Consider the following 18,786-nt stretch of genomic DNA (forward strand, 5'->3'; position numbering starts at 1 on the left):
CGCTTCAGCACGCCCCGGTGATCACGTCCCCGGGGCGTTTTTCATTCTGGAACTTCCGGCGATCGCCGCCCATAGTTCCCGTCAACCACGCTCAAAGACCATTTCAATTGTGCGCAATTGAATTGCTCGCTATAGTTCATCCCATGCCGAACACGACCCGCTTCCATCCGCAGGACACCGCCGCCGCCCCGGCCGCGGTTCGCGCCCTGCCAGTGCCTGCGGGCACGGACTGGCTGAAGCTGGACGTTCAGCTGTGCTTCGCGCTCTATTCGACCTCGCTGGCGATGACGAAGCTCTACAAGCCGCTGCTGGCTCCGATGGGCCTGACCTACCCGCAATACCTGGCGATGCTGGTGCTGTGGGAGACCGACGGCCCGAGCGTCTCTGAACTGGGGCAACGGCTGAACCTGGACTCCGGCACGCTCACGCCGCTGCTCAAGCGCCTCGAGTCGAGTGGTTTCATCGAGCGCCGTCGTGCGCTGACCGATGAGCGTCGCGTCGAGATCCATCTGACGCCGGCCGGCCGCGCACTGCGCGACCAGGCCGTCGCCATCCCTGAACAGCTGGCCTGCGCCAGCGCCTGCGGCCCCGCCGAACTGGAGTCGCTGACAAAGCGCCTGCATGAATTGCGAGCCAACGTACTGACCCACCTGGCTCGCGATCCCGCCGATCCCGTCACTGCGGACGAGGATGGCGAGACCTGACCCCGAGTTGTCCGTTCACCCCCCACCCATCACCACCAAGGAGCCTCACATGGCCATCGAAAAAGCCCTCTACACCGCCACCGCCACCGCCACTGGCGGCCGTCAAGGCACCGCGCAGTCGTCCGACGGCGCGCTGAAGGTCGACCTGTCGACGCCAAAGGAACTCGGCGGCGGCGGCGGTGCCGGCACCAACCCTGAACAACTGTTCGCCGCGGGCTACTCCGCCTGCTTCATCGGCGCGATGAAGGCCGTCTCGGGCCGCAACAAGGTCGCCCTGCCGGCCGAAGTCTCGATCACCAGCGAAGTCGGCATCGGCCCCCACGCCAACAAGCCGGGCGCCTTCGGCATCGCCGTGTCGATGAAGATCTCGGTGCCGGGCATGGACCGCGCCGCGCTGGAGAAGCTGGTCGCCGAGGCGCACGAGGTCTGCCCGTACTCCAACGCCACCCGCGGCAACATCGACGTCACGCTGACGATCGTCTGATCGTCCGGATCCGGCCCCATCCGGATTCGCGATGAAAAAAGCGCCGGCAATGCCGGCGCTTTTTCTTTGGCCCGATTCTTTGGTCCGATGCGGGATCAGCGATGCGCGACGGGATCAGCGCGGCCGCAGCAGCGTGAGCATCAATTCGATGCGCGCCGCCCAGGGCGACAGCGCGGCCGCGGGTTCGTCGCTCGCGCCGACGATGCGCCCCTGCGCGCATCGCGTCGTGCGCCAGACCGGGATGCCGGCGTCCTTGAGCGCCTGGACCGGCGCATCGAGCGCGCGGTTCAGCGTGCCGTTCCCGGTGCAGGCCAGCACCAGCCCCTGGAGCCCCGCGGCACGCCAGGCCTCCAGGGCGCGCGCGTCGGCCCCGCCGTGGCTGACCAGCACCTCGACCCACGGCCAGCGCGAAGCGTCCTCGGGCAGCAAGGTCGCGCTCAAGGCCTCGCCCTGGGGCCAATCGCGGAAGCGGCGCACGATCCCCTCCTCCACCACGGCCAGCGGCCCGGCGTCGGGCCCGGCCTCGAAGGCATCGAGGCGGTAGGTGTGCGTCTTGCGCAGCTCCAAGCCCGACCACACCTTCCCCGCAACGACCGCGACGACACCGCGCACGTCGTCGGCCTCGGCCACGGCCACCGCGTCGAGCAGGTTCTGCGGACCATCCGCCTGGATGGCCGTCGCCGGGCGCATCGCCGCCGTCAGGACGACCGGCTTCTCGGGCGCGAGCACGCGCTGCAGCAGGTAGGCGGTCTCCTCCAGCGTGTCGGTGCCGTGCGTGATCACGATGCCGCGCACCTCGGGGCGATCCAGATGCGCCCGCACCCGGCGCGCGAGGCGGGCCCAGGTCGCGTGATCCATGTCCTTGCTGTCGAGCTGCGCCAGTTGCTCAGCCTCGAGCGCCCTGGCCGCCAGCGCCGGCACCGCGCCCACCAACGCCGCCACCGACAGCGAGCCGGCCTTGTAGCCGACGTTGTCCGTCGCGCGCCCGGAAGCGCCGGCGATGGTCCCGCCGGTGCCGATGATCACGAGGGTCTGCGCCGCACTTTGCAATTTCTCGTCTCCTGTATAAAAATCCAGATGCTGGATGAATTCTCAGGCGGCCTCCGAACCCTCGGGTCGCCTCGTCTTCGACATCCGCCCCTCAATGGAACAAAGGCTTGCTCGTGGACACTCCGCCCAAACTCACCGCCCGGCAACAGCAGATCTTCGATCTGGTCCGCGACAGCATCGAGAGCACCGGCTCGCCACCCACCCGCGCGGAGATCGCGCAGCAACTGGGCTTCAAGTCCGCCAACGCCGCCGAGGAACACCTGCAGGCCTTGGCGCGCAAGGGCGTCATCGAACTGGTGGGCGGCACCGCTCGCGGGATCCGGTTGCCATCGACGGCATTGCGCCAGGTCAATCGCGCGCGGGAGCACAGCCAGTTCGCGCTGCCGCTGGCGAGCCTCGCGCAGCTGACCTTGCCGCTGGTGGGCCGGGTCGCCGCTGGCGCCCCCATCCTGGCCGAGGAACACGTCGAACAGCACTATAGCGTCGACCCCTCGATGTTCTCGAAGGCGCCGGACTTCCTGCTGCGCGTGAAAGGCATGAGCATGAAGGACATCGGCATCGTGGACGGCGACCTGCTCGCCGTGCAGAAGATCAGCGAGGCTCGCAACGGTCAGGTCGTCGTGGCGCGCATCGGGGAAGAGGTCACCGTGAAGCGCTTCCAGCGCCATGCCGACGGCATTCGCCTGCTGCCTGAAAACAGCGACTTCCAGCCGATCGAGGTCAGCCCGGACGAACAGTTTGCGATCGAGGGCCTGGCGGTCGGCCTGATCCGCTCCGGCGGCTTCCACTGAGCGCCAGGATTCCCTCATGAGCGCGCGAAAGACGCACACCAAGGCGGCTTCGGCTGCGGAATGCGCGTCGCTTCGGCAGATTCCCAACATCGGACCGGCGATGGTGCGCGATTTCGAGCGGATGGGGATTCGTCAGCCGGCGGATCTCGTCGGTGCCGATGCCTTTGCGCTGTATCAACGGATCTGCAAACTGACCGGTCAGCGGCACGATCCGTGCGTGCTGGATACCTATATGGCCGCCGTCGATTTCATGAACGGCGGCCCACCACGAGATTGGTGGAGTTATACGGCACAACGAAAGCGCGAATATCCGGATCTTTGATCTCGGACCCGTCGCAGCAAATGTCGCGCAACCAGTGGACGACGCCAGCGAACACACAAAAGAAAAAACCCTGCCGATTTGCATCGACAGGGTTTTAATGCTGGCGGAGTGGACGGGGCTCGAACCCGCGACCCCCGGCGTGACAGGCCGGTATTCTAACCAACTGAACTACCACTCCAGATACGACGCTATTGGGTGCATCGATATCATTTGCGAACAAGTTCTGCTGCAAGCCATCGGCTCCATGCAGAACCGTGATGCAGCCAAGCCTTGTCAAACTTGGCGTCCCCTAGGGGATTCGAACCCCTGTAGCCACCGTGAAAGGGTGGTGTCCTAGGCCTCTAGACGAAGGGGACTGGACTTGCTGTCTCGACTCGAACCGCGTGTACCTTGCAACCATCCCACCCGAAGGTGCTCTGGTGGAGGTAAGCGGGATCGAACCGCTGACCTCTTGCATGCCATGCAAGCGCTCTCCCAGCTGAGCTATACCCCCGAATGCTTTCGCATCGAATCGGTACGCCGCCCGAGTCTCAACTGTGTTGGCGGAGTGGACGGGACTCGAACCCGCGACCCCCGGCGTGACAGGCCGGTATTCTAACCAACTGAACTACCACTCCAGATACTCAAGATCTTTCGATCCGTCGCATCAAACTCATGTCGCTTTGATTCGATCAATTGCTTGATGTCATCGCTGCGTCGATTTCGTTACTGTACCTGATTTTGACAACGATCAAATCGAATTCCAAAGAATTTTTCGATTTTCTCATTCAATCTCTGGTCAGCAACCAAGTTCGAAACTTGGCGTCCCCTAGGGGATTCGAACCCCTGTAGCCACCGTGAAAGGGTGGTGTCCTAGGCCTCTAGACGAAGGGGACTGAACCTTCTTCCCTTGAACCGCGCGCCACGCAAACTGAAGTTTGGTGGAGGTAAGCGGGATCGAACCGCTGACCTCTTGCATGCCATGCAAGCGCTCTCCCAGCTGAGCTATACCCCCTTCGGGGATTCGACCCGGCTTCTTTTCGGCTCTTGAATTTCATCGGGGAGCTCGCGCTCCCCGTTTTGATTCATCGTCTGCCGCTTCGAAGTTCGTTTCGAACGTCGCGCTGTTCAAGCGAGAACGAGAGTATAGATCGAGTTTTAAACGGAACGCAAGCGGTTCAACAAAATTTCTTTGTCGAAAAGTTCCAGCACCGCGTCCACCGACGGGGTCTGCGAACGACCGCAGGCCAGCACCCGCACGGGAATCGCCAATTGCGGCATCTTCAAGCCATGCGCGCCGATGGTTTCCTTGATGGCCCCGCTGATGGCTGCCTTGTCCCACACCGGCAGCGCCTCGAGTTTGTCGGCGAAGGCCAGCACGGCCGGCTTCACCGCATCGGTCAGATGCTGGGCGCGATCGGCCTCGGTCGGCATCACCGGCGACACATACATCGCCAGCCAGTCCGCCAGGGCCACCGTGGTGGCGCAGCGATCCTTGAACAGCGCGCACATCGCTTCCAGGCGCTCCGGCGCGGCAAGTCCGCGCTTGGCGAGTTGGGCAGCGACCAGCGACGCCAAGCGCGCATCGTCCGCCTGCTTGATGTAATGCGCGTTGACCCATTCCAGCTTGGCCGGATCCCATTGCGCGGGGCTCTTGGAAATGTGGGAGCCGTCGAACCAGGACACCAGTTGCGCCACGCTGTAGAGCTCGTCATCGCCGTGACTCCAGCCCAGGCGCGACAGGTAGTTCAGCATCGCTTCGGGCAGGTAGCCGTTCTCCTCGTACGCGGTCACGCTGACCGCGCCGCGGCGCTTGGACAGCTTCAGGCCGTCGTCGCCCAAAATCACCGGGATGTGCCCGAACGACGGCAGCGACGCGCCCAGCGCGTTGAAGAGGTTGATCTGCCAGGGCGTGTTGTTGATGTGCTCGTCGCCGCGGAAGACGTGGGTGATCTTCATGTCCCAGTCGTCGATCACCACCGCGAAGTTGTAGGTCGGCACGCCATCCGGACGCAGCAGGATGAGGTCGTCGATCTCGCGGTTGTTGATCGTGATCGGTCCCTTGACGAGGTCGTCCCAGGTCACGTCGCCGTCGACCGGATTCTTGAAACGCACCACCGGCTCGATGCCCGCGGGGATCGCCGGCAGCGTCTTGCCCGCTTCCGGACGCCACGTGCCGTCGTAGCGACGCTTCTCGCCGCGCGCCTCCTGACCCGCCTTCATCGCGGCGAGCTCCTCGGGCGAGCAATAGCAGCGGTAGGCGGTGCCCGTCGCGATCATCTGCTCGATCACCGCGTGATAGCGCGCCAGGCGCTGCATCTGGTAGACCGGACCTTCGTCGTACGCGAGGCCCAGCCACTTCATCGATGCCAGGATCTGGTCGACCGAATCCTGCGTCGAGCGCGCGACGTCGGTGTCCTCGATGCGCAGCACGAATTCGCCGCCGTGGTGGCGCGCATAGGCCCACGAGAAGAGCGCCGTGCGCGCCGTGCCGAGGTGCAGGAAGCCCGTCGGCGACGGGGCGATGCGGGTGCGGACCGGGGTGGAGGGAGTCGTCATAGGGAATTCAAACCGCGGGCCAGATCGGCCTTGATGTCTTCGATGTCTTCCAGGCCGACCGCGACGCGGATCAGGCTCTGCGTGATGCCGGCCGCCTGGCGTTGCGGCTCGGTGAGCCGGCCGTGCGAGGTGCTGGCCGGATGCGTGATGGTGGTCTTGGTGTCGCCGAGGTTGGCGGTGATCGAGCAGATCTTCGTCCGGTCGATCACGTGGAAGGCGACGGCACGGCCGTTGTCGTCCGCACGGCCCTTGACGATGAACGACACCACCGCCCCACCCTGCCCGCCTTGCTGGCGCATCGCCAGCGCGTGCTGCGGATGCGACTTCAGGCCCGGGTAGTAGACGCGCTCGACGGCGGGATGCGCCTCCAGCCATTCGGCCAGCACCGCGGCGCTGGCGGTCTGCGCCTTCATGCGCACCGACAGCGTCTCCATGCCCTTGAGCACGACCCAGGCGTTGAACGGCGACAGCGACATGCCCACCGACCGCATCACCGGCGTGAACACCTCGTCGACGTGTTTCGCGGAGGCGCAGATCGCGCCCGCGATCACGCGGCCCTGGCCGTCGAGGTACTTGGTGCCGGAATGGATGATGAAGTCCGCACCCATCTTCGCCGGCTGCTGCAACGCGGGGGAGGCGAAGCAGTTGTCGACGGCCAGCAGCGCGCCATGCGCGTGCGCGATGTCCGCCAGCGCGGCGACGTCGCAGACCTCGGTCAGCGGGTTGGTCGGCGTCTCGGCGAACAGCAGCCTGGTATTGGGCTGCAACGCGTTCTTCCACTCGGTCAGGTCGGTCTGCGACACGAAGGTCGTCTGGACGCCGAACTTCCCGAACTCGCCCTGCAGCAGCTTGATCGTCGAGCCGAACACCGAGCGCGAGCAGACCACATGGTCGCCTGACTTCAGCAGGCCCATGACCAGCAGCATGATCGCCGACATGCCCGACGAGGTCGCGATGCAGGCCTCGGTGCCTTCGAGCGCGGCAAGCCGGCGCTCCATCATCATCACCGTCGGATTCGAGAAGCGGCTGTAGACGAAGGCCTCTTCCTCGTTGGCGAATCGGCGCGCGGCGGTGGCCGCGTCCGGGTGCACGAAGGAGCTGGTCAGGTACAGCGCTTCCGAGTTCTCGCCCCAGGGCGACGGCGGCAGGCCTTCGCGGACGGCGAGCGTGTCCATCCGGACATCCGCCGGCAGGTCCACGCGCGGGATGCCGCCCTTCTTGTCATTCCCCATCACTGGTCTCCACCGCTCTGCAGCGCCAGACGGCTGCGTGCCGGCAGGTCCTCTTCCTCGGGCTGGGACTTGCGCTGCGCCTGCATGGTCGCGAAGTCCTCGACCGACACGTCGCCGGTGATGTAGGTGCCGTCGAAACAGGAGGCCTCGAAGCCGTTCAACCCCGGACGGAGCTGGCCGACCACGCGCTTCATCGCGTCGACGTCCTGGTAGATCAGCGCGTCGGCGCCGATGAACTGGCGGATCTCCTCGATCGAGCGGCCATGGGCGATCAGCTCTTCCTTGGTCGGCATGTCGATGCCGTAGACGTTGGGGAAGCGCACCGGCGGCGCGGCCGAAGCCAGGTAGACCTTGTTCGCGCCGGCCTCGCGGGCCATCTGGACGATTTCCTTGGACGTCGTGCCGCGCACGATGGAGTCGTCGACCAGCAGCACGTTGCGGCCCTTGAACTCGAGGCCGATCGCATTGAGCTTCTGGCGCACCGACTTCTTGCGCGTGGACTGGCCCGGCATGATGAAAGTCCGGCCGACGTAGCGGTTCTTGACGAAGCCCTCGCGGTACGGCTTGCCGATGCGGTGCGCGAGCTGCATCGCCGACGGGCGGCTGGATTCTGGGATGGGGATGACGACGTCGATCTCGCTCGGCGGGATCGTCGAGATCAGGCGCTGGGCCAGCGTCTCGCCCATGTTCAGGCGGGCCTGGTAGACCGAGATGCCGTCCATCACCGAGTCCGGGCGCGCCAGGTAGACGAACTCGAACATGCAGGGATTCAGCGTCGGGTGCTCGGCGCACTGCTGCGTGTGGACCGTGCCGGCGGTGTCGATGAACAGGGCCTCGCCGGGCGCGAGGTCGCGCGTGAGCACGTGGCCGGTGCCTTCGAGTGCCACGCTCTCGCTGGCGACCATGACCTCGCCGTCGGCCGCCTGCCCGAAGCACAGCGGGCGGATGCCGTACGGGTCGCGGAACGCGAGCAGACCGTGGCCGGCGATCAGCGCGATCACGGCGTAGGAGCCCTTGATGCGCTTGTGCACGGTGCCCACGGCCTTGAAGATCTGCGCCGGTGTCAACGGCAGGTCGCGGCCGGCCATCTCGAGCTCATGCGCGAGCACGTTGATCAGGACCTCGGTGTCGCTCTCGGTGTTGATGTGGCGGCGATCGACGTCGAACAGCTCGGCCTTCAGCGCATGCGCGTTGGTCAGGTTGCCGTTGTGGACCAGCACGATGCCGTAAGGCGCGTTGACGTAGAACGGCTGCGCCTCTTCCTCGGAATAGGCGTTGCCAGCCGTCGGATAACGGACCTGGCCGAGGCCGACGCTGCCGGGCAGCCCGCGCATGTTGCGGGTGCGGAACACGTCGCGCACCATGCCGCGCGCCTTGTGCATGAAGCACTTCTGACCCTGCATCGTGACGATGCCGGCCGCGTCCTGGCCGCGATGCTGCAGCAGCAGCAGCGCGTCATAGATCAGCTGGTTGACCGGCGCCTTGGAAATCACACCGACGATGCCGCACATGGGAGGTCCTTAATGCTTCGGGAACAGGAGGAAAACGACGAGAAAACGACGAAAGAACAACGAGAAAGGCGACGGCCGGAGCGTTCGTGACGCTCAGGCCGGAATGTAGTCCTGCAGGGCCGCGGGCAACAGCGGCTTCACCTGCGTGAGGGTGGCTTGCAGCCAGGGAGCGATCCGGGATTCCGCCCATGGGCGCGACCGCACGGCCGGGGTCATGTCGACGATGACGGTCGCCAGCAGCGCCAGCAACGCCGCGCGCAGCACGCCGAAGGCCGCGCCGCCGAGCCGGTCCAGCACGCCCAGCGGCGTCGCATGGATCAACGCGCGGATCAGCTTCGCGCCCAGGCCCCAGATCAGCAGCACCAGGATGAAGGCCAGCACCAGGCCGACCGCGTGGATCAGCGCCGGGCCGATCTTCTCCGCCGGCAGCAGACCTTCGATGAACGGTGCCACGAAGGGCGAGGCCGCATAGGCCACCAGCCAGCCGGCGATGGTCATCAATTCGAACACCAGCCCGCGCCACGCGCCCAGCAGGACGGAGATGACGAGCAGGCTCAGCAGCGCGAGGTCGACCCAGTTCATCGCGGTGATCGGACGTGCGCTGAGGTGTGTTCATGGTCGTGCAGCATCGTGACGTGCTCCGTGCCGGCCCGTCAGAGCGTCAGCACGGCCGACGACAGCCCGCCGCCGCGGACCTTCGCCGCGACCTTGTCCGCCTCGTCCCTCGAATTGAACGGTCCCACCCGCACGCGGATGCGCTTGCCGTCCGCCGTGTCGACCGCCTGCGTGTAGGTCTTGAGGCCCATGCGCTCGACCTTCGCGCGAACGTCCTGCGCCGCCTTGCCGTCGGCGTAGGCGCCGACCTGCACGATGAACCGCGCGCCGGAAGCGGCGGCTTCCGGCTTCTTCTCGGACGATGAACGCCCGTCCAGCAGCGCCTGCGCGCGGGCGGCATCGGCCGAGCGCGTGTCCGGCTTGGATTCCGGCTTCGGATCGGGCTTGCGTTCCGGCTTGGCTTCGACCTTGGCCTCGGGCTTGCGCTCCGGCTTGGTCTCGGGTCGGGCCTCGGGCTTGTGCTCAGGCTTGGTCTCGACGCGCGCCGGGCGGGCCGGCTCGGCGATGGTCGCGCGCTCGTCGGGCTTGGTGTCCATGCGCGTCGGCGGCATGGCCTGGGCGACCTGGTCAGCCACTGGATCACGCGGCGCTTCCGGCGGCGGGACCGCCCGGTCGGCGGCGGCCTGCTCGGCGGACTCGGTGATGATGCCGCGACCGGCGTCGCCGCCGGCGGTCTGGCCGCGGGAGGTGGGCGCGGTCGGCGCGGGAATGGTCAGCGGCGTCGCGCCGTCCTTGCGCGGGATGTCGATGGGCAGGTCGACCGGGATCGGACGCGGCTGGGTCTCGAACAGCAGCGGGAACACGATCACCGCGACGCCCACCAGCACCGCGGCGCCGATCAGGCGCCGGCGTGCCCGCAGGCGCAGTTGCTGGACATCGTCGACGGCCTCCGCGCCGCCGCGGGAACGCCCCCGTCCGCCATCGCCGGAACGGCCCCGTTCACCACGATCGCCGCCTCGGTCGCCGGAGTCGTTCGCTTCGCCGCGCTTCAGGAAGGACAGAAAACCCATGTACTCGGAGAACCTGGTTGATGCCGCGCCGTCGCCGCGGGAGTGCCCTCGGGACCCAGGGCCCCGGAGCGGAAAGCGGCCCCTCCGTAGGTACGGACAGGGCCGCCGACTTCAACTGCGAGAGATTCGAATGCAGCGTTGCGATGCGCTCACTGCCGCGTCCGTCAAGCGTCGGATTCCGGCTGGACGCCGCCGCCCAGTCTCGGGATGCCGTTCTTGAGCACGCCGCCCACGGTGAAGAACGAACCGAAGACCAAAATTCTATCAGCGGGGTCCGCCTCGGCCGCCGCTGCGGCCAGGGCCGACGCGGGGTCCGGATGCAGCGAGGCGCCCACCGCCTTCGGCGTCTGCAGCGTGCCGGCCGCCCGCGCCTCGTCGAAACGCGTCCGCAGCGCCTGGGCGGTCGCCGCACGCGCGATCGGCAAGTCGCAGAAATGCCAGTGGTCGATCAGCGGAGCGATGCGCGCCAGGATGTTGGCGAGGTCCTTGTCCGCCATCGCGCCGAAGACGGCACGGGTGCGCGGGTAGAAACCCATCTGGTCGAGGTTCTGCGCCAGCGCGGCCACGGCGTGCGGGTTGTGCGCCACGTCCAGCACCAGCATCGGCGAGCCCGGGATCACCTGGAAGCGCCCCGGCAGCTCGACCAGCGCCAGCCCCGCGCGCACGGCCTGCGCGGAGATCGGGAGACGCTCGTACAGGGCCTCGAACACCGCGAGCACGCCGGAGGCGTTCAGCAACTGGTTGACGCCGCGCAGCGCCGGGTAGGACATGCCGCTGTAGCGCCGCGCGCGTCCGGCCCACTGCCATTGCTGGCGATCGCCCGAATAGCTGAAATCGCGCCCGAGTTGGCGCACTTCCGCGCCGATCGATTCGGCGTACGCCGCGATCGAGGCCGGCGGCATCGGATCGGACACGATCGCCGGCTTGCCGGGCCGCATGATGTGCGCCTTCTCGCGGCCCACGGACTCGCGGTCCGGGCCGAGGTACTCGGTGTGATCCAGGTCGATGCTGGTGATGACGCTGCAGTCCGCGTCGATCACGTTCACCGCGTCCAGGCGCCCCCCCAGGCCGACCTCCAGGATCACCAGGTCCAGCGGCTCCGACGCCAGCTTGTGGAGGATCGCCAGCGTCGTGAATTCGAAATAGGTCAGCGCCAGGTCGCCGCGGGCCTGCTCCACGGCTTCGAAGTGCGGCAGCAGCGCTGCGGCATCGACCGGGCGGCCGCCGACGCGGCAGCGTTCCTGGAAGTGCACCAGATGCGGCTTGATGTAGAGGCCGACGCGGTACCCGGCCTGCAGCGCGACGCTTTCCAGCATCGCGCAGGTCGAGCCCTTGCCGTTCGTGCCCGCGACCATCACGACCGGCGTGTCCGGGCCGAAGTGCAGGTTCAGGCGCTGGCGCATCTCGGCGACGCGCGCCAGCGTCATGTCGATCTCTTTCGGGTGAAGCCGCTCGCAGCGGGCCAGCCAGGCGTCGAGCACCTGCTGCGCATCTCCGCCGGGCACCAGCACGGGAATGGAAAGATCGTTCGGAGGGGACGAATCTGGCGAAGAGGATGGCAAAGAGGATGGCGAAGAGGAGGACATCAGGAATTCCAAGGCTCAAATGAAGACGGCCAGACCGGGCGTGGTCTGGCCGTGCTGAGTGCCGTCACCACCCCCGGGGTGGTTCGCCGTCGCGACGTCAGGCGACCGCGTCGGAGCTCTGCCGCTGCAGGATGGCCAGGTTGCGAGCGATGACCTCGCGCAGCTTGCGGCGGTCGACGATCATGTCGATGGCGCCCTTCTCCATCAGGAACTCGGCGCGCTGGAAGCCGGGAGGCAGCTTCTCGCGCACGGTGTTCTCGATCACGCGCGGGCCGGCGAAGCCGATCAGCGCCTTGGGTTCGGCGATGACGATGTCGCCGACGAACGCGAAGCTCGCCGACACACCGCCCATGGTCGGGTCGGTCAGCACGCTGACATAGGGCAGCTTCGCCTTGGCCAGGCGCGTGAGCGCGGCGTTGGACTTGGCCATCTGCATCAGCGACAGCAGCCCCTCCTGCATCCGCGCGCCGCCGGTGGCGGTGAAGCAGATGAAGGGGGTCTTCTGTTCCAGCGCGGCCTCGACGCCACGCGCGAAGCGCTCGCCGACCACGGAGCCCATCGAGCCGCCCATGAAGTCGAACTCGAAGCAGGCCGTCACGACCGGGATGCTCATCACCGCGCCGCCCATGACGACCAGGGCGTCGGTCTCGCCGGTCGATTCCAGCGCTTCCTTGAGCCGGTCCGGATACTTCTTGCTGTCCTTGAACTTCAGCGCGTCCACGGGCAGCACTTCCTGGCCGACCTCGTAGCGGCCCTCGCCGTCCAGGAACGCGTCCAGGCGGGCGCGGGCGCCGATGCGGTGGTGGTGACCGCACTTGGGGCAGACGTTGACGTTCTGCTCGAGGTCGGTCTTGTACAGCACCGTTTCGCAGGACGGGCACTTGATCCACAGGCCTTCCGGCACCGTGCGGCGCTGGTCGGGGTCGGTCTGCTGGATCTTCGGGGGAAGCAGTTTCTCAAGCCAACTCATGGCGGGCTCCTATGTCTATCGCCAGGCGCGCAACGGGGCCGCTCGCCCCGTCAGGCGTCCAGCGCGGCGCGGATGTCTCGGATGAAGGCCGCCGCCTGGATCGCGACATTATCCCTTGTCTGGGACTCGATCAGCTGGACGAGGGCCGAACCGATCACCACCGCGTCCGCATGGCGCGCCACGGCGGCCGCGGTGGCCCCGTCGCGGATGCCGAAACCGACCCCCAGCGGGATGCTCACGTGCTTGCGCAGGCGGGGCATCGCGTCGGCGACGGCGCCGGTGTCCAGGTGGCCGGCGCCGGTCACGCCCTTGAGGGAGACGTAGTAGACGTAGCCGCTGGCGAGCTGGCCGATGCGGGCGACGCGCTCGTCGGTGGAGGTCGGCGCGAGCAGGAAGATCGGATCCAGCCCCTGCCCCTTGAGCGCGGCGGCGAAGGCCTCGGACTCCTCGGGCGGGTAGTCGACGATCAGCACGCCGTCGACGCCCGCGGCCTTGGCCTCGGCGACGAAGCGCGCCAGGCCGAAGCGCTCGACCGGGTTCGCGTAGCCCATCAGCACGACGGGCGTCGCGTCATCCTGCCGGCGGAAGTCGCGGACGATCTCCAGCACATGCGTCAGCGTGATGCCCTTGGCCAGCGCCCGTTCGCTGGCCTTCTGGATCACCGGCCCGTCGGCCATCGGGTCGGAGAACGGCACGCCGAGTTCGATCACATCGGCGCCGGCCTGGGCCATCGCCAGCATCAGCTCGACGGTGACGTCCGCATACGGGTCGCCGGCGGTGACATAGGGGATCAGCGCCTTGCGGCCTTGGGCGCCCAGACGGGCGAAGGTGGCGGCGATGCGGCTCATTGCGCAGCTCCCTTCACGGCGTGGCCGGCCATCGACGGCCGGTCGAAGTACTCGGCGCCCGACAGGTCGGCGACGGTGCCGATGTCCTTGTCCCCGCGGCCGGACAGGTTGACCAGCAGGTGCTGGTCGGGCCGCATCGTCGGCGCGAGCTTGATCGCGTGCGCCAGCGCGTGGCTCGACTCGAGCGCGGGGATGATGCCCTCGGTGCGGCACAGCCGGTGGAAGGCGGCGAGCGCCTCGGCATCGGTGGCGCCGACGTATTCGGCGCGGCCGATGTCCTTCAGGTAGGCGTGCTCGGGGCCGACGCCGGGGTAGTCCAGGCCGGCGGAGATCGAGTGCGTCTCGATGATCTGGCCCGCGCCGTCCTGCAGCAGGTAGGTCCGGTTGCCGTGCAGCACGCCGGGAGACCCGGCGCTCAGCGTCGCCGCATGCTTGGGCGTGTCGACGCCCTGCCCCGCGGCCTCGACGCCGATCAGGCGCACGTCCGCGTGCGGGATGTACGGATAGAAGATCCCGATCGCGTTGCTGCCGCCGCCGACGCAGGCGATGACGGCGTCGGGCTGTCTGCCGGTCATCTCGGGCATCTGCACGAGGCACTCGTCGCCGATGACGCGCTGGAAGTCGCGCACCATCATCGGATACGGGTGCGGGCCGGCCACGGTGCCGATGATGTAGAAGGTCGACTCGATGTTGGTGACCCAGTCGCGCATCGCTTCGTTGAGCGCATCCTTCAGCGTCTTCGAGCCCGACTCCACCGGCACGACGCGCGCGCCCAGCAGGTGCATCCGGTAGACGTTGGGCGACTGGCGCTTCACGTCCTCGGAGCCCATGTACACCACGCACTCCATGCCGTAGCGGGCGCAGATCGTCGCGGTGGCGACGCCGTGCTGGCCGGCGCCGGTTTCCGCGATGACACGCTTCTTGCCCATGCGGCGGGCCAGCAGCGCCTGGCCGATGGTGTTGTTGACCTTGTGCGCGCCGGTGTGGTTCAGGTCCTCGCGCTTGAGGAAGATCTGCGCGCCGCCGAGCTCGCTGCTCAGTCGCTTGGCGTGATAGATCGGACTCGGCCGGCCGACGAAGTGCGCCAGCTCGTACTGGAACTCGCGGATGAACTCCGGGTCCTGGCTGTAGCGGGCGTAGGCCTCGTTGAGTTCGTCGAGCGCGTGGATCAGCGTCTCGGCGACGAAGCGGCCGCCGTAGTAGCCGTGAGCGTTTTCCGTGGACACGGGGCCGAAACGGCCTTGCGCGTCAGGCTGCGCATAGCCCGCGAGCGGGCCGGTCACGAACGGGGTCGCGGAGGGATTCAGAGTCTTGGACATGAGGGGTCCTCAATGAGGATGCCCGCGCGCGAATCCGCAGGGGCCGCACGGAGCGACCAGGAGCGGGGATTCAAGCCGACTTCAGGCGGTCGGCCTCGCGCACGGCATCGCAGAACTGGCGGATCTTGCCGGCGTCCTTGAGGCCCTTGGAGGCCTCCACGCCGGAGCTGACGTCAACGGCCCAGGGCCGCACCTTCAGCACGCCATCGATCACGTTGGCTGCACTCAACCCACCAGACAAAACGACCGGAGAGGGAACGCTTGGAGGCAGCAGTGACCAATCGAAGACCTTTCCGCCGCCACCGTAGCCGTCGACGAAGGCGTCGACCAGCACGGCCTGGGCGTGGGAGAACCGAGACGCGAAGTCTAGCAAATCGAAGCCCGGCGCCATCCGTGCTGCGCGCAGATAGGGACGCGCCCAGCGGTCGCAGTCCTCGGGCGTTTCGTCGCCGTGGAACTGCAGCGCCAGCGTCGGGATCGCGGCCAGCGCCGCCTGGATCGCCTCGGGCGACGCGTTGACGAACAGCCCCACCGGCGTCACGAACGGCGGCAGACGCCGCGCCAGTTCGGCAGCGCGCTCGATGCTGACGGCGCGCGGGCTGTTCTCGTAGAAGACCAGACCGATCGCGTCGGCGCCCGCCTCGACGGCAGCATCGACATCGGCTTCGCGGGTCAGTCCGCAGATCTTGATTCGGGTGCGGGTCATGTCGGATTCGTTCGATACGGCATCAAGGCAGCCAGTCCATCGCCGCCGTGTGGCGCGGCAGGTTCAGGTGATCGTCGTAGCTCGGGCCGACGAAGTACAGCCCGTCCGGCGGAAAGGTCGGCGCCGCGGCATCGCGGGAGCGCGCGGCGAGCACCTGGTCCATCCACGACGGCGGTTTCTGCCCGGCGCCGACGGCGATCAGGCAGCCCATGATGTTGCGGATCATGTGATGCAGGAAGGCGATGCCGTCGAACTCGAAGCGCCAGTACGGGCCTCGCTTGTGGATCTCGATGCCGCGCAGGATCTTCACCGGCGATGCCGCCTGGCACTCGGCGGAACGGAAGGAACTGAAGTCGTGTTCGCCGACCAGCCGCGAGGCCGCGTCGCGCATCGCGTCGCCGTCCAGCGGACGGAAGGTCCAGCCGACCCCGCCGGCCTGGATGGAAGGCCGCACGTTCGACTCCAGCAGCAGGTACCAGTAGCGGCGGCCGCGCGCCCAATTGCGCGCATGGAAGTCCTCGCCGGGAAACGCGGCCCACTGGACCGCGATGTCGCGCGGCAGATAGCGGTTGACGCCACGGACCCACGAGAACACCTCGCGCTCCACCGGCGAGTCGAAGTGGACGACCTGGTTCAAGCCGTGGACGCCGGTGTCGGTGCGGCCGGCGCAGATCGTGCGGACCGGCTGCGCGACGAACTGCGCCAGCGCCGACTCCAGCGCGTCCTGGACAGTGCCGCCGCCGGGCTGGCTCTGCCAGCCCTTGTAGGCCTCGCCGCGGTAACTCACGCCCAGCGCCACGCGCATGCGGATCTCCGGATCTCAGGGAAAGTGAACGCCAAAAAGGAAAGGCGCCCGGCCAGGCCGAGCGCCTTGTCGTGAACCGCTCGCAGTGTAACGAAGCCGGTCTGCGCAGCTGATCAGTGAGCGGATTGACGGGCTGATCAGCGGAGCTGGTCCAGCATCTGCTGGGCGCGGGCGCGCATCGGGCCGTCGGCCTTGCCGACCAGCTCCTGCAGCACGTCGCGAGCGCCTTCGGTGTCGCCGATCTGGCGGAACTCCTCGGCCAGTTCCAGCTGACGCTGCAGCGCCTCGTCGTCGTTCGGGTCGATGCTGTCGAGGTCGACGCCCAGGTCGTCCAGGCTCATCGTGTCCCGTGCCACCGGCTTGGCCTCGGGCAGCGCGTCCAGATCCGGCAGATCGATCGACGTGACGTCCTCGATCTCGTTCACCTTGCCGAGGGTGCGCTCGTCACGGCTGGCGGGCGCGTCGGTCGGCAGATCCAGGTCGATGCTCGACAGGTCGAAGTCCAGCGACGAGGGATCCTGCGCAGGGGCCGAGGCCGGCGTGCTGCCGCCCAGGTCGTCCAGATCGCCGAGGTCGAACTCGAGTTCACGGGCGCTGGCGGCGGTTGGTGCCGGCGGCGGCGTGCTCAGGTCCAGATCCATGTTCATGGGCGCCTGGCTGGCGGCCGACGGCAGCGCCTGCGTGGCGGCCATCGCCGGAGCCGGCGCGGGCGGCGAACCCAGGTCCAGATCCAGATCCAGGTCCATCAAGCTGGACGGGCCGCCATCGCGCGGGGTGGCCGCGACACCCGCCGCGGCGGTCGCCGCGGCGCGGGCCAGCGCGCCACCGCCGGGATGCGCCAGACCGGTCGCGGGCAGCGTGCTCGCGTTCATCGGCTCGGGACGCTCGTCGTCGTTCTCGAACATCGTCGGCGCACCGCCGGGCTGGTACAGCGGATTTTCCGGATCGGCCTGGCGGCCGAGTTCCTGGACCTTCGCCCAGTCCTCGCCTTGCCCCTTCGTCTCGGCATACAGCTGCACGGCCAGTTGCTCGAAGCCCTTGATGTCGCGGCGCTTGCCGTAGACCTCCAGCAGCTTCAGGCGGATGGCCAGACGCTCCGGATTCGCGCGCAGCGCTTCCTTCAGGATTTCCTCGGCCTGCAGGTCGCGGCCGTAGGCCAGGTAGACGTCGGCTTCGGCGACCGGATCGACGTCGCCGATCGCATCGAGCTGGCTCAGCGAATAGCTCATCGACGACTGGCCGGTCGTCGACGCATCGCGCGTGTCGACGCGTTGGCCGCCGCTGTGACCGAAGAACGAATCCGGCGCCAGACGGCTTTCCGCGAAGGCGGTTTCGGAACGCGAGGCCGCGTCGCGGCGCGCGCGCCAGCGGTTGTAGCCGATGCCGCCGGCGATCACGGCCAAGGCAGCGACGAGCGCGGGCAGGTAGTCGCTCAGCGAGTCCAGGAAGCCGGGTTCTTCAGGTTCGGGCCTGGGCGCCGGCACGGCGCGCGGTGCCGAGGCGGCGAGCGGGCGCGACGCCGCGGCTTCAGCCACGGCGGCCGATGCCGGTGCGGAAGCGGCGGGCGCCTCCGATGCAGCCGCCGGCACGTTGGCGGCGACGGTCACCGGCGGCACCACCGCCGGGGCGGGGGCCGGAGCCGGTGCGGGCGTCGGAGCCGGCGTGGGCGCGGGCGCCGGCGCGGCGGCCGTGGTCGGCGCAGTATTCGGCTTCGAGGCGGCGCTCGACAGCTTCTTCAGCTCTTCGACGTTGCGCGTCAGCTCGGCCACTCTGGCCGCCGAATCCTTTTTCTCGGTGTCCTTCGACACCTTGGACTCGACGCCGGGCACGCCGCTGGGCTTGCTCAGGGTCAGCTTGTCCGGTGCCGCCGAGTTGGCGGGCTTGCGGTCTTCGACGGCGGCCTGCACCGAGCCCTTGGCCTGCCGGCTGTTCTCGTCGGCCTTCAGGGCCGGCGCGCCTTCCGCCAGACGCTGGCGGTAACCGCCGAAATCGCTGCTCTGCGCCTGGATGACGCGGCGCGCTTCCTGCGGCGTGATCGACTGGACCGACTCGCTGCCCGGCACCGACAGGACGGCGCCCGACTTCAGCCGGTTCATGTTCTGGTTGATGAACGCGTCCGGATTGCTGCGGTACAGGCCGACCAGCATCTGGTCCAGCGAGACGCCGGACGGCTGGGTGCGACCCGCGATGCGCGACAGCGTATCGCCGGGTTGCACGGTGTACTCAGAGCCGGGCGTGGCCGGCGCGGCGGGCGACGGGGCCGGCGGCGACGGACGCGGCGCGCGGGCCGTGGCG

The 18,786-nt window shown here is 67.9% G+C and carries 17 protein-coding genes and 6 tRNA genes; 4 read left to right on the forward strand and 19 right to left on the reverse strand.

Annotated features, from left to right (window positions below):
* Positions 1 to 143 precede the first annotated feature (143 nt).
* Positions 144 to 704 (forward strand): MarR family winged helix-turn-helix transcriptional regulator, encoded by a 561-nt coding sequence (locus tag AC07O8_RS24185; protein WP_495050480.1) that lies wholly within the window; start codon positions 144 to 146, stop codon positions 702 to 704.
* Between the two features lie 49 nt (positions 705 to 753).
* The gene (locus tag AC07O8_RS24190; protein ID WP_495050481.1) at positions 754 to 1,188 is read left to right on the forward strand and encodes an organic hydroperoxide resistance protein; all 435 of its coding nucleotides are present in this window, start codon (positions 754 to 756) and stop codon (positions 1,186 to 1,188) included.
* Between the two features lie 114 nt (positions 1,189 to 1,302).
* Here AC07O8_RS24190 and AC07O8_RS24195 read toward each other — a convergent pair whose 3' ends face one another.
* Positions 1,303 to 2,238: an asparaginase gene (locus AC07O8_RS24195; protein WP_495050482.1), complete on the reverse strand. Its 936-nt coding sequence runs from the start codon at positions 2,236 to 2,238 to the stop codon at positions 1,303 to 1,305.
* 113 nt (positions 2,239 to 2,351) lie between these two features.
* Between AC07O8_RS24195 and lexA the strand changes: the two genes are divergently transcribed.
* A complete protein-coding gene (lexA, locus tag AC07O8_RS24200) occupies positions 2,352 to 3,029 on the forward strand; it encodes a transcriptional repressor LexA (protein ID WP_495050483.1) in 678 nt (225 codons plus the stop codon).
* A gap of 16 nt (positions 3,030 to 3,045) precedes the next feature.
* On the forward strand, positions 3,046 to 3,351 hold the full coding sequence (locus tag AC07O8_RS24205) for a helix-hairpin-helix domain-containing protein (protein WP_297531391.1): 306 nt from the start codon (positions 3,046 to 3,048) through the stop codon (positions 3,349 to 3,351).
* A gap of 101 nt (positions 3,352 to 3,452) precedes the next feature.
* Here the strand turns inward: AC07O8_RS24205 and AC07O8_RS24210 are convergent.
* From AC07O8_RS24210 to AC07O8_RS24295, 18 genes are all read right to left on the reverse strand, one after another.
* Positions 3,453 to 3,529, reverse strand: a tRNA-Asp gene (locus AC07O8_RS24210).
* Between the two features lie 102 nt (positions 3,530 to 3,631).
* Positions 3,632 to 3,707 (reverse strand) — tRNA-Glu (locus tag AC07O8_RS24215).
* Positions 3,708 to 3,768: 61 nt separating this feature from the next.
* Positions 3,769 to 3,844 (reverse strand) — tRNA-Ala (locus AC07O8_RS24220).
* 47 nt (positions 3,845 to 3,891) lie between these two features.
* Positions 3,892 to 3,968 (reverse strand) — tRNA-Asp (locus tag AC07O8_RS24225).
* A gap of 182 nt (positions 3,969 to 4,150) precedes the next feature.
* A tRNA-Glu gene (locus AC07O8_RS24230) sits at positions 4,151 to 4,226 on the reverse strand.
* Between the two features lie 43 nt (positions 4,227 to 4,269).
* Positions 4,270 to 4,345 (reverse strand) — tRNA-Ala (locus AC07O8_RS24235).
* Positions 4,346 to 4,488: 143 nt separating this feature from the next.
* On the reverse strand, positions 4,489 to 5,889 hold the full coding sequence (gene gltX / locus AC07O8_RS24240) for a glutamate--tRNA ligase (protein ID WP_495050484.1): 1,401 nt from the start codon (positions 5,887 to 5,889) through the stop codon (positions 4,489 to 4,491).
* Positions 5,886 to 7,121 (reverse strand): O-succinylhomoserine sulfhydrylase, encoded by a 1,236-nt coding sequence (locus tag AC07O8_RS24245; RefSeq protein WP_495050485.1) that lies wholly within the window; start codon positions 7,119 to 7,121, stop codon positions 5,886 to 5,888. Before AC07O8_RS24245 ends, gltX begins: the two co-directional genes overlap by 4 nt.
* Complete coding sequence (gene purF / locus AC07O8_RS24250; protein ID WP_495050486.1) at positions 7,121 to 8,632, reverse strand: amidophosphoribosyltransferase; 1,512 nt, start codon at positions 8,630 to 8,632, stop codon at positions 7,121 to 7,123. The genes AC07O8_RS24245 and purF overlap by 1 nt, the downstream gene beginning before the upstream one ends.
* Before the next feature lie 93 nt (positions 8,633 to 8,725).
* The gene (locus AC07O8_RS24255) at positions 8,726 to 9,214 is read right to left on the reverse strand and encodes a CvpA family protein (protein ID WP_495050487.1); all 489 of its coding nucleotides are present in this window, start codon (positions 9,212 to 9,214) and stop codon (positions 8,726 to 8,728) included.
* A gap of 71 nt (positions 9,215 to 9,285) precedes the next feature.
* Positions 9,286 to 10,257: an SPOR domain-containing protein gene (locus tag AC07O8_RS24260; protein WP_495050488.1), complete on the reverse strand. Its 972-nt coding sequence runs from the start codon at positions 10,255 to 10,257 to the stop codon at positions 9,286 to 9,288.
* Positions 10,258 to 10,421: 164 nt separating this feature from the next.
* Complete coding sequence (gene folC / locus AC07O8_RS24265) at positions 10,422 to 11,768, reverse strand: bifunctional tetrahydrofolate synthase/dihydrofolate synthase (RefSeq protein WP_495050489.1); 1,347 nt, start codon at positions 11,766 to 11,768, stop codon at positions 10,422 to 10,424.
* 172 nt (positions 11,769 to 11,940) lie between these two features.
* Complete coding sequence (accD, locus tag AC07O8_RS24270) at positions 11,941 to 12,813, reverse strand: acetyl-CoA carboxylase, carboxyltransferase subunit beta (protein WP_495050490.1); 873 nt, start codon at positions 12,811 to 12,813, stop codon at positions 11,941 to 11,943.
* A gap of 50 nt (positions 12,814 to 12,863) precedes the next feature.
* Positions 12,864 to 13,661: a tryptophan synthase subunit alpha gene (gene trpA, locus AC07O8_RS24275; RefSeq protein WP_495050491.1), complete on the reverse strand. Its 798-nt coding sequence runs from the start codon at positions 13,659 to 13,661 to the stop codon at positions 12,864 to 12,866.
* Positions 13,658 to 14,980 carry a tryptophan synthase subunit beta gene (gene trpB, locus AC07O8_RS24280; protein ID WP_495050492.1) on the reverse strand — a complete coding sequence of 441 codons (1,323 nt, stop codon included), beginning with the start codon at positions 14,978 to 14,980 and terminating at the stop codon, positions 13,658 to 13,660. The genes trpA and trpB overlap by 4 nt, the downstream gene beginning before the upstream one ends.
* 70 nt (positions 14,981 to 15,050) lie before the next feature.
* Positions 15,051 to 15,686 (reverse strand): phosphoribosylanthranilate isomerase, encoded by a 636-nt coding sequence (locus AC07O8_RS24285; RefSeq protein ID WP_495050493.1) that lies wholly within the window; start codon positions 15,684 to 15,686, stop codon positions 15,051 to 15,053.
* Positions 15,687 to 15,708: 22 nt separating this feature from the next.
* Complete coding sequence (gene truA, locus AC07O8_RS24290) at positions 15,709 to 16,491, reverse strand: tRNA pseudouridine(38-40) synthase TruA (protein WP_495050494.1); 783 nt, start codon at positions 16,489 to 16,491, stop codon at positions 15,709 to 15,711.
* 137 nt (positions 16,492 to 16,628) lie between these two features.
* A partial coding sequence (locus tag AC07O8_RS24295) for a motility hub landmark protein FimV (protein ID WP_495050495.1) occupies positions 16,629 to 18,786 on the reverse strand: 2,158 nt, incomplete at its 5' end.

Source organism: Roseateles sp. GW821-FHT09G09 (assembly GCF_059415965.1).

What these genes read in the sequence shown, in the direction of transcription:
- AC07O8_RS24185 (WP_495050480.1), top strand. Translation starts at nt 144, where the DNA reads ATGCCGAACACGACCCGCTTCCATCCGCAGGACACCGCCGCCGCCCCG.
- AC07O8_RS24190 (WP_495050481.1), top strand. Translation starts at nt 754, where the DNA reads ATGGCCATCGAAAAAGCCCTCTACACCGCCACCGCCACCGCCACTGGC.
- AC07O8_RS24205 (WP_297531391.1), top strand. Translation starts at nt 3,046, where the DNA reads ATGAGCGCGCGAAAGACGCACACCAAGGCGGCTTCGGCTGCGGAATGC.
- gltX (WP_495050484.1), bottom strand. Translation starts at nt 5,889, where the DNA reads ATGACGACTCCCTCCACCCCGGTCCGCACCCGCATCGCCCCGTCGCCG.
- AC07O8_RS24245 (WP_495050485.1), bottom strand. Translation starts at nt 7,121, where the DNA reads ATGGGGAATGACAAGAAGGGCGGCATCCCGCGCGTGGACCTGCCGGCG.
- purF (WP_495050486.1), bottom strand. Translation starts at nt 8,632, where the DNA reads ATGTGCGGCATCGTCGGTGTGATTTCCAAGGCGCCGGTCAACCAGCTG.
- AC07O8_RS24255 (WP_495050487.1), bottom strand. Translation starts at nt 9,214, where the DNA reads ATGAACTGGGTCGACCTCGCGCTGCTGAGCCTGCTCGTCATCTCCGTC.
- AC07O8_RS24260 (WP_495050488.1), bottom strand. Translation starts at nt 10,257, where the DNA reads ATGGGTTTTCTGTCCTTCCTGAAGCGCGGCGAAGCGAACGACTCCGGC.
- accD (WP_495050490.1), bottom strand. Translation starts at nt 12,813, where the DNA reads ATGAGTTGGCTTGAGAAACTGCTTCCCCCGAAGATCCAGCAGACCGAC.
- trpA (WP_495050491.1), bottom strand. Translation starts at nt 13,661, where the DNA reads ATGAGCCGCATCGCCGCCACCTTCGCCCGTCTGGGCGCCCAAGGCCGC.
- trpB (WP_495050492.1), bottom strand. Translation starts at nt 14,980, where the DNA reads ATGTCCAAGACTCTGAATCCCTCCGCGACCCCGTTCGTGACCGGCCCG.
- AC07O8_RS24285 (WP_495050493.1), bottom strand. Translation starts at nt 15,686, where the DNA reads ATGACCCGCACCCGAATCAAGATCTGCGGACTGACCCGCGAAGCCGAT.
- truA (WP_495050494.1), bottom strand. Translation starts at nt 16,491, where the DNA reads ATGCGCGTGGCGCTGGGCGTGAGTTACCGCGGCGAGGCCTACAAGGGC.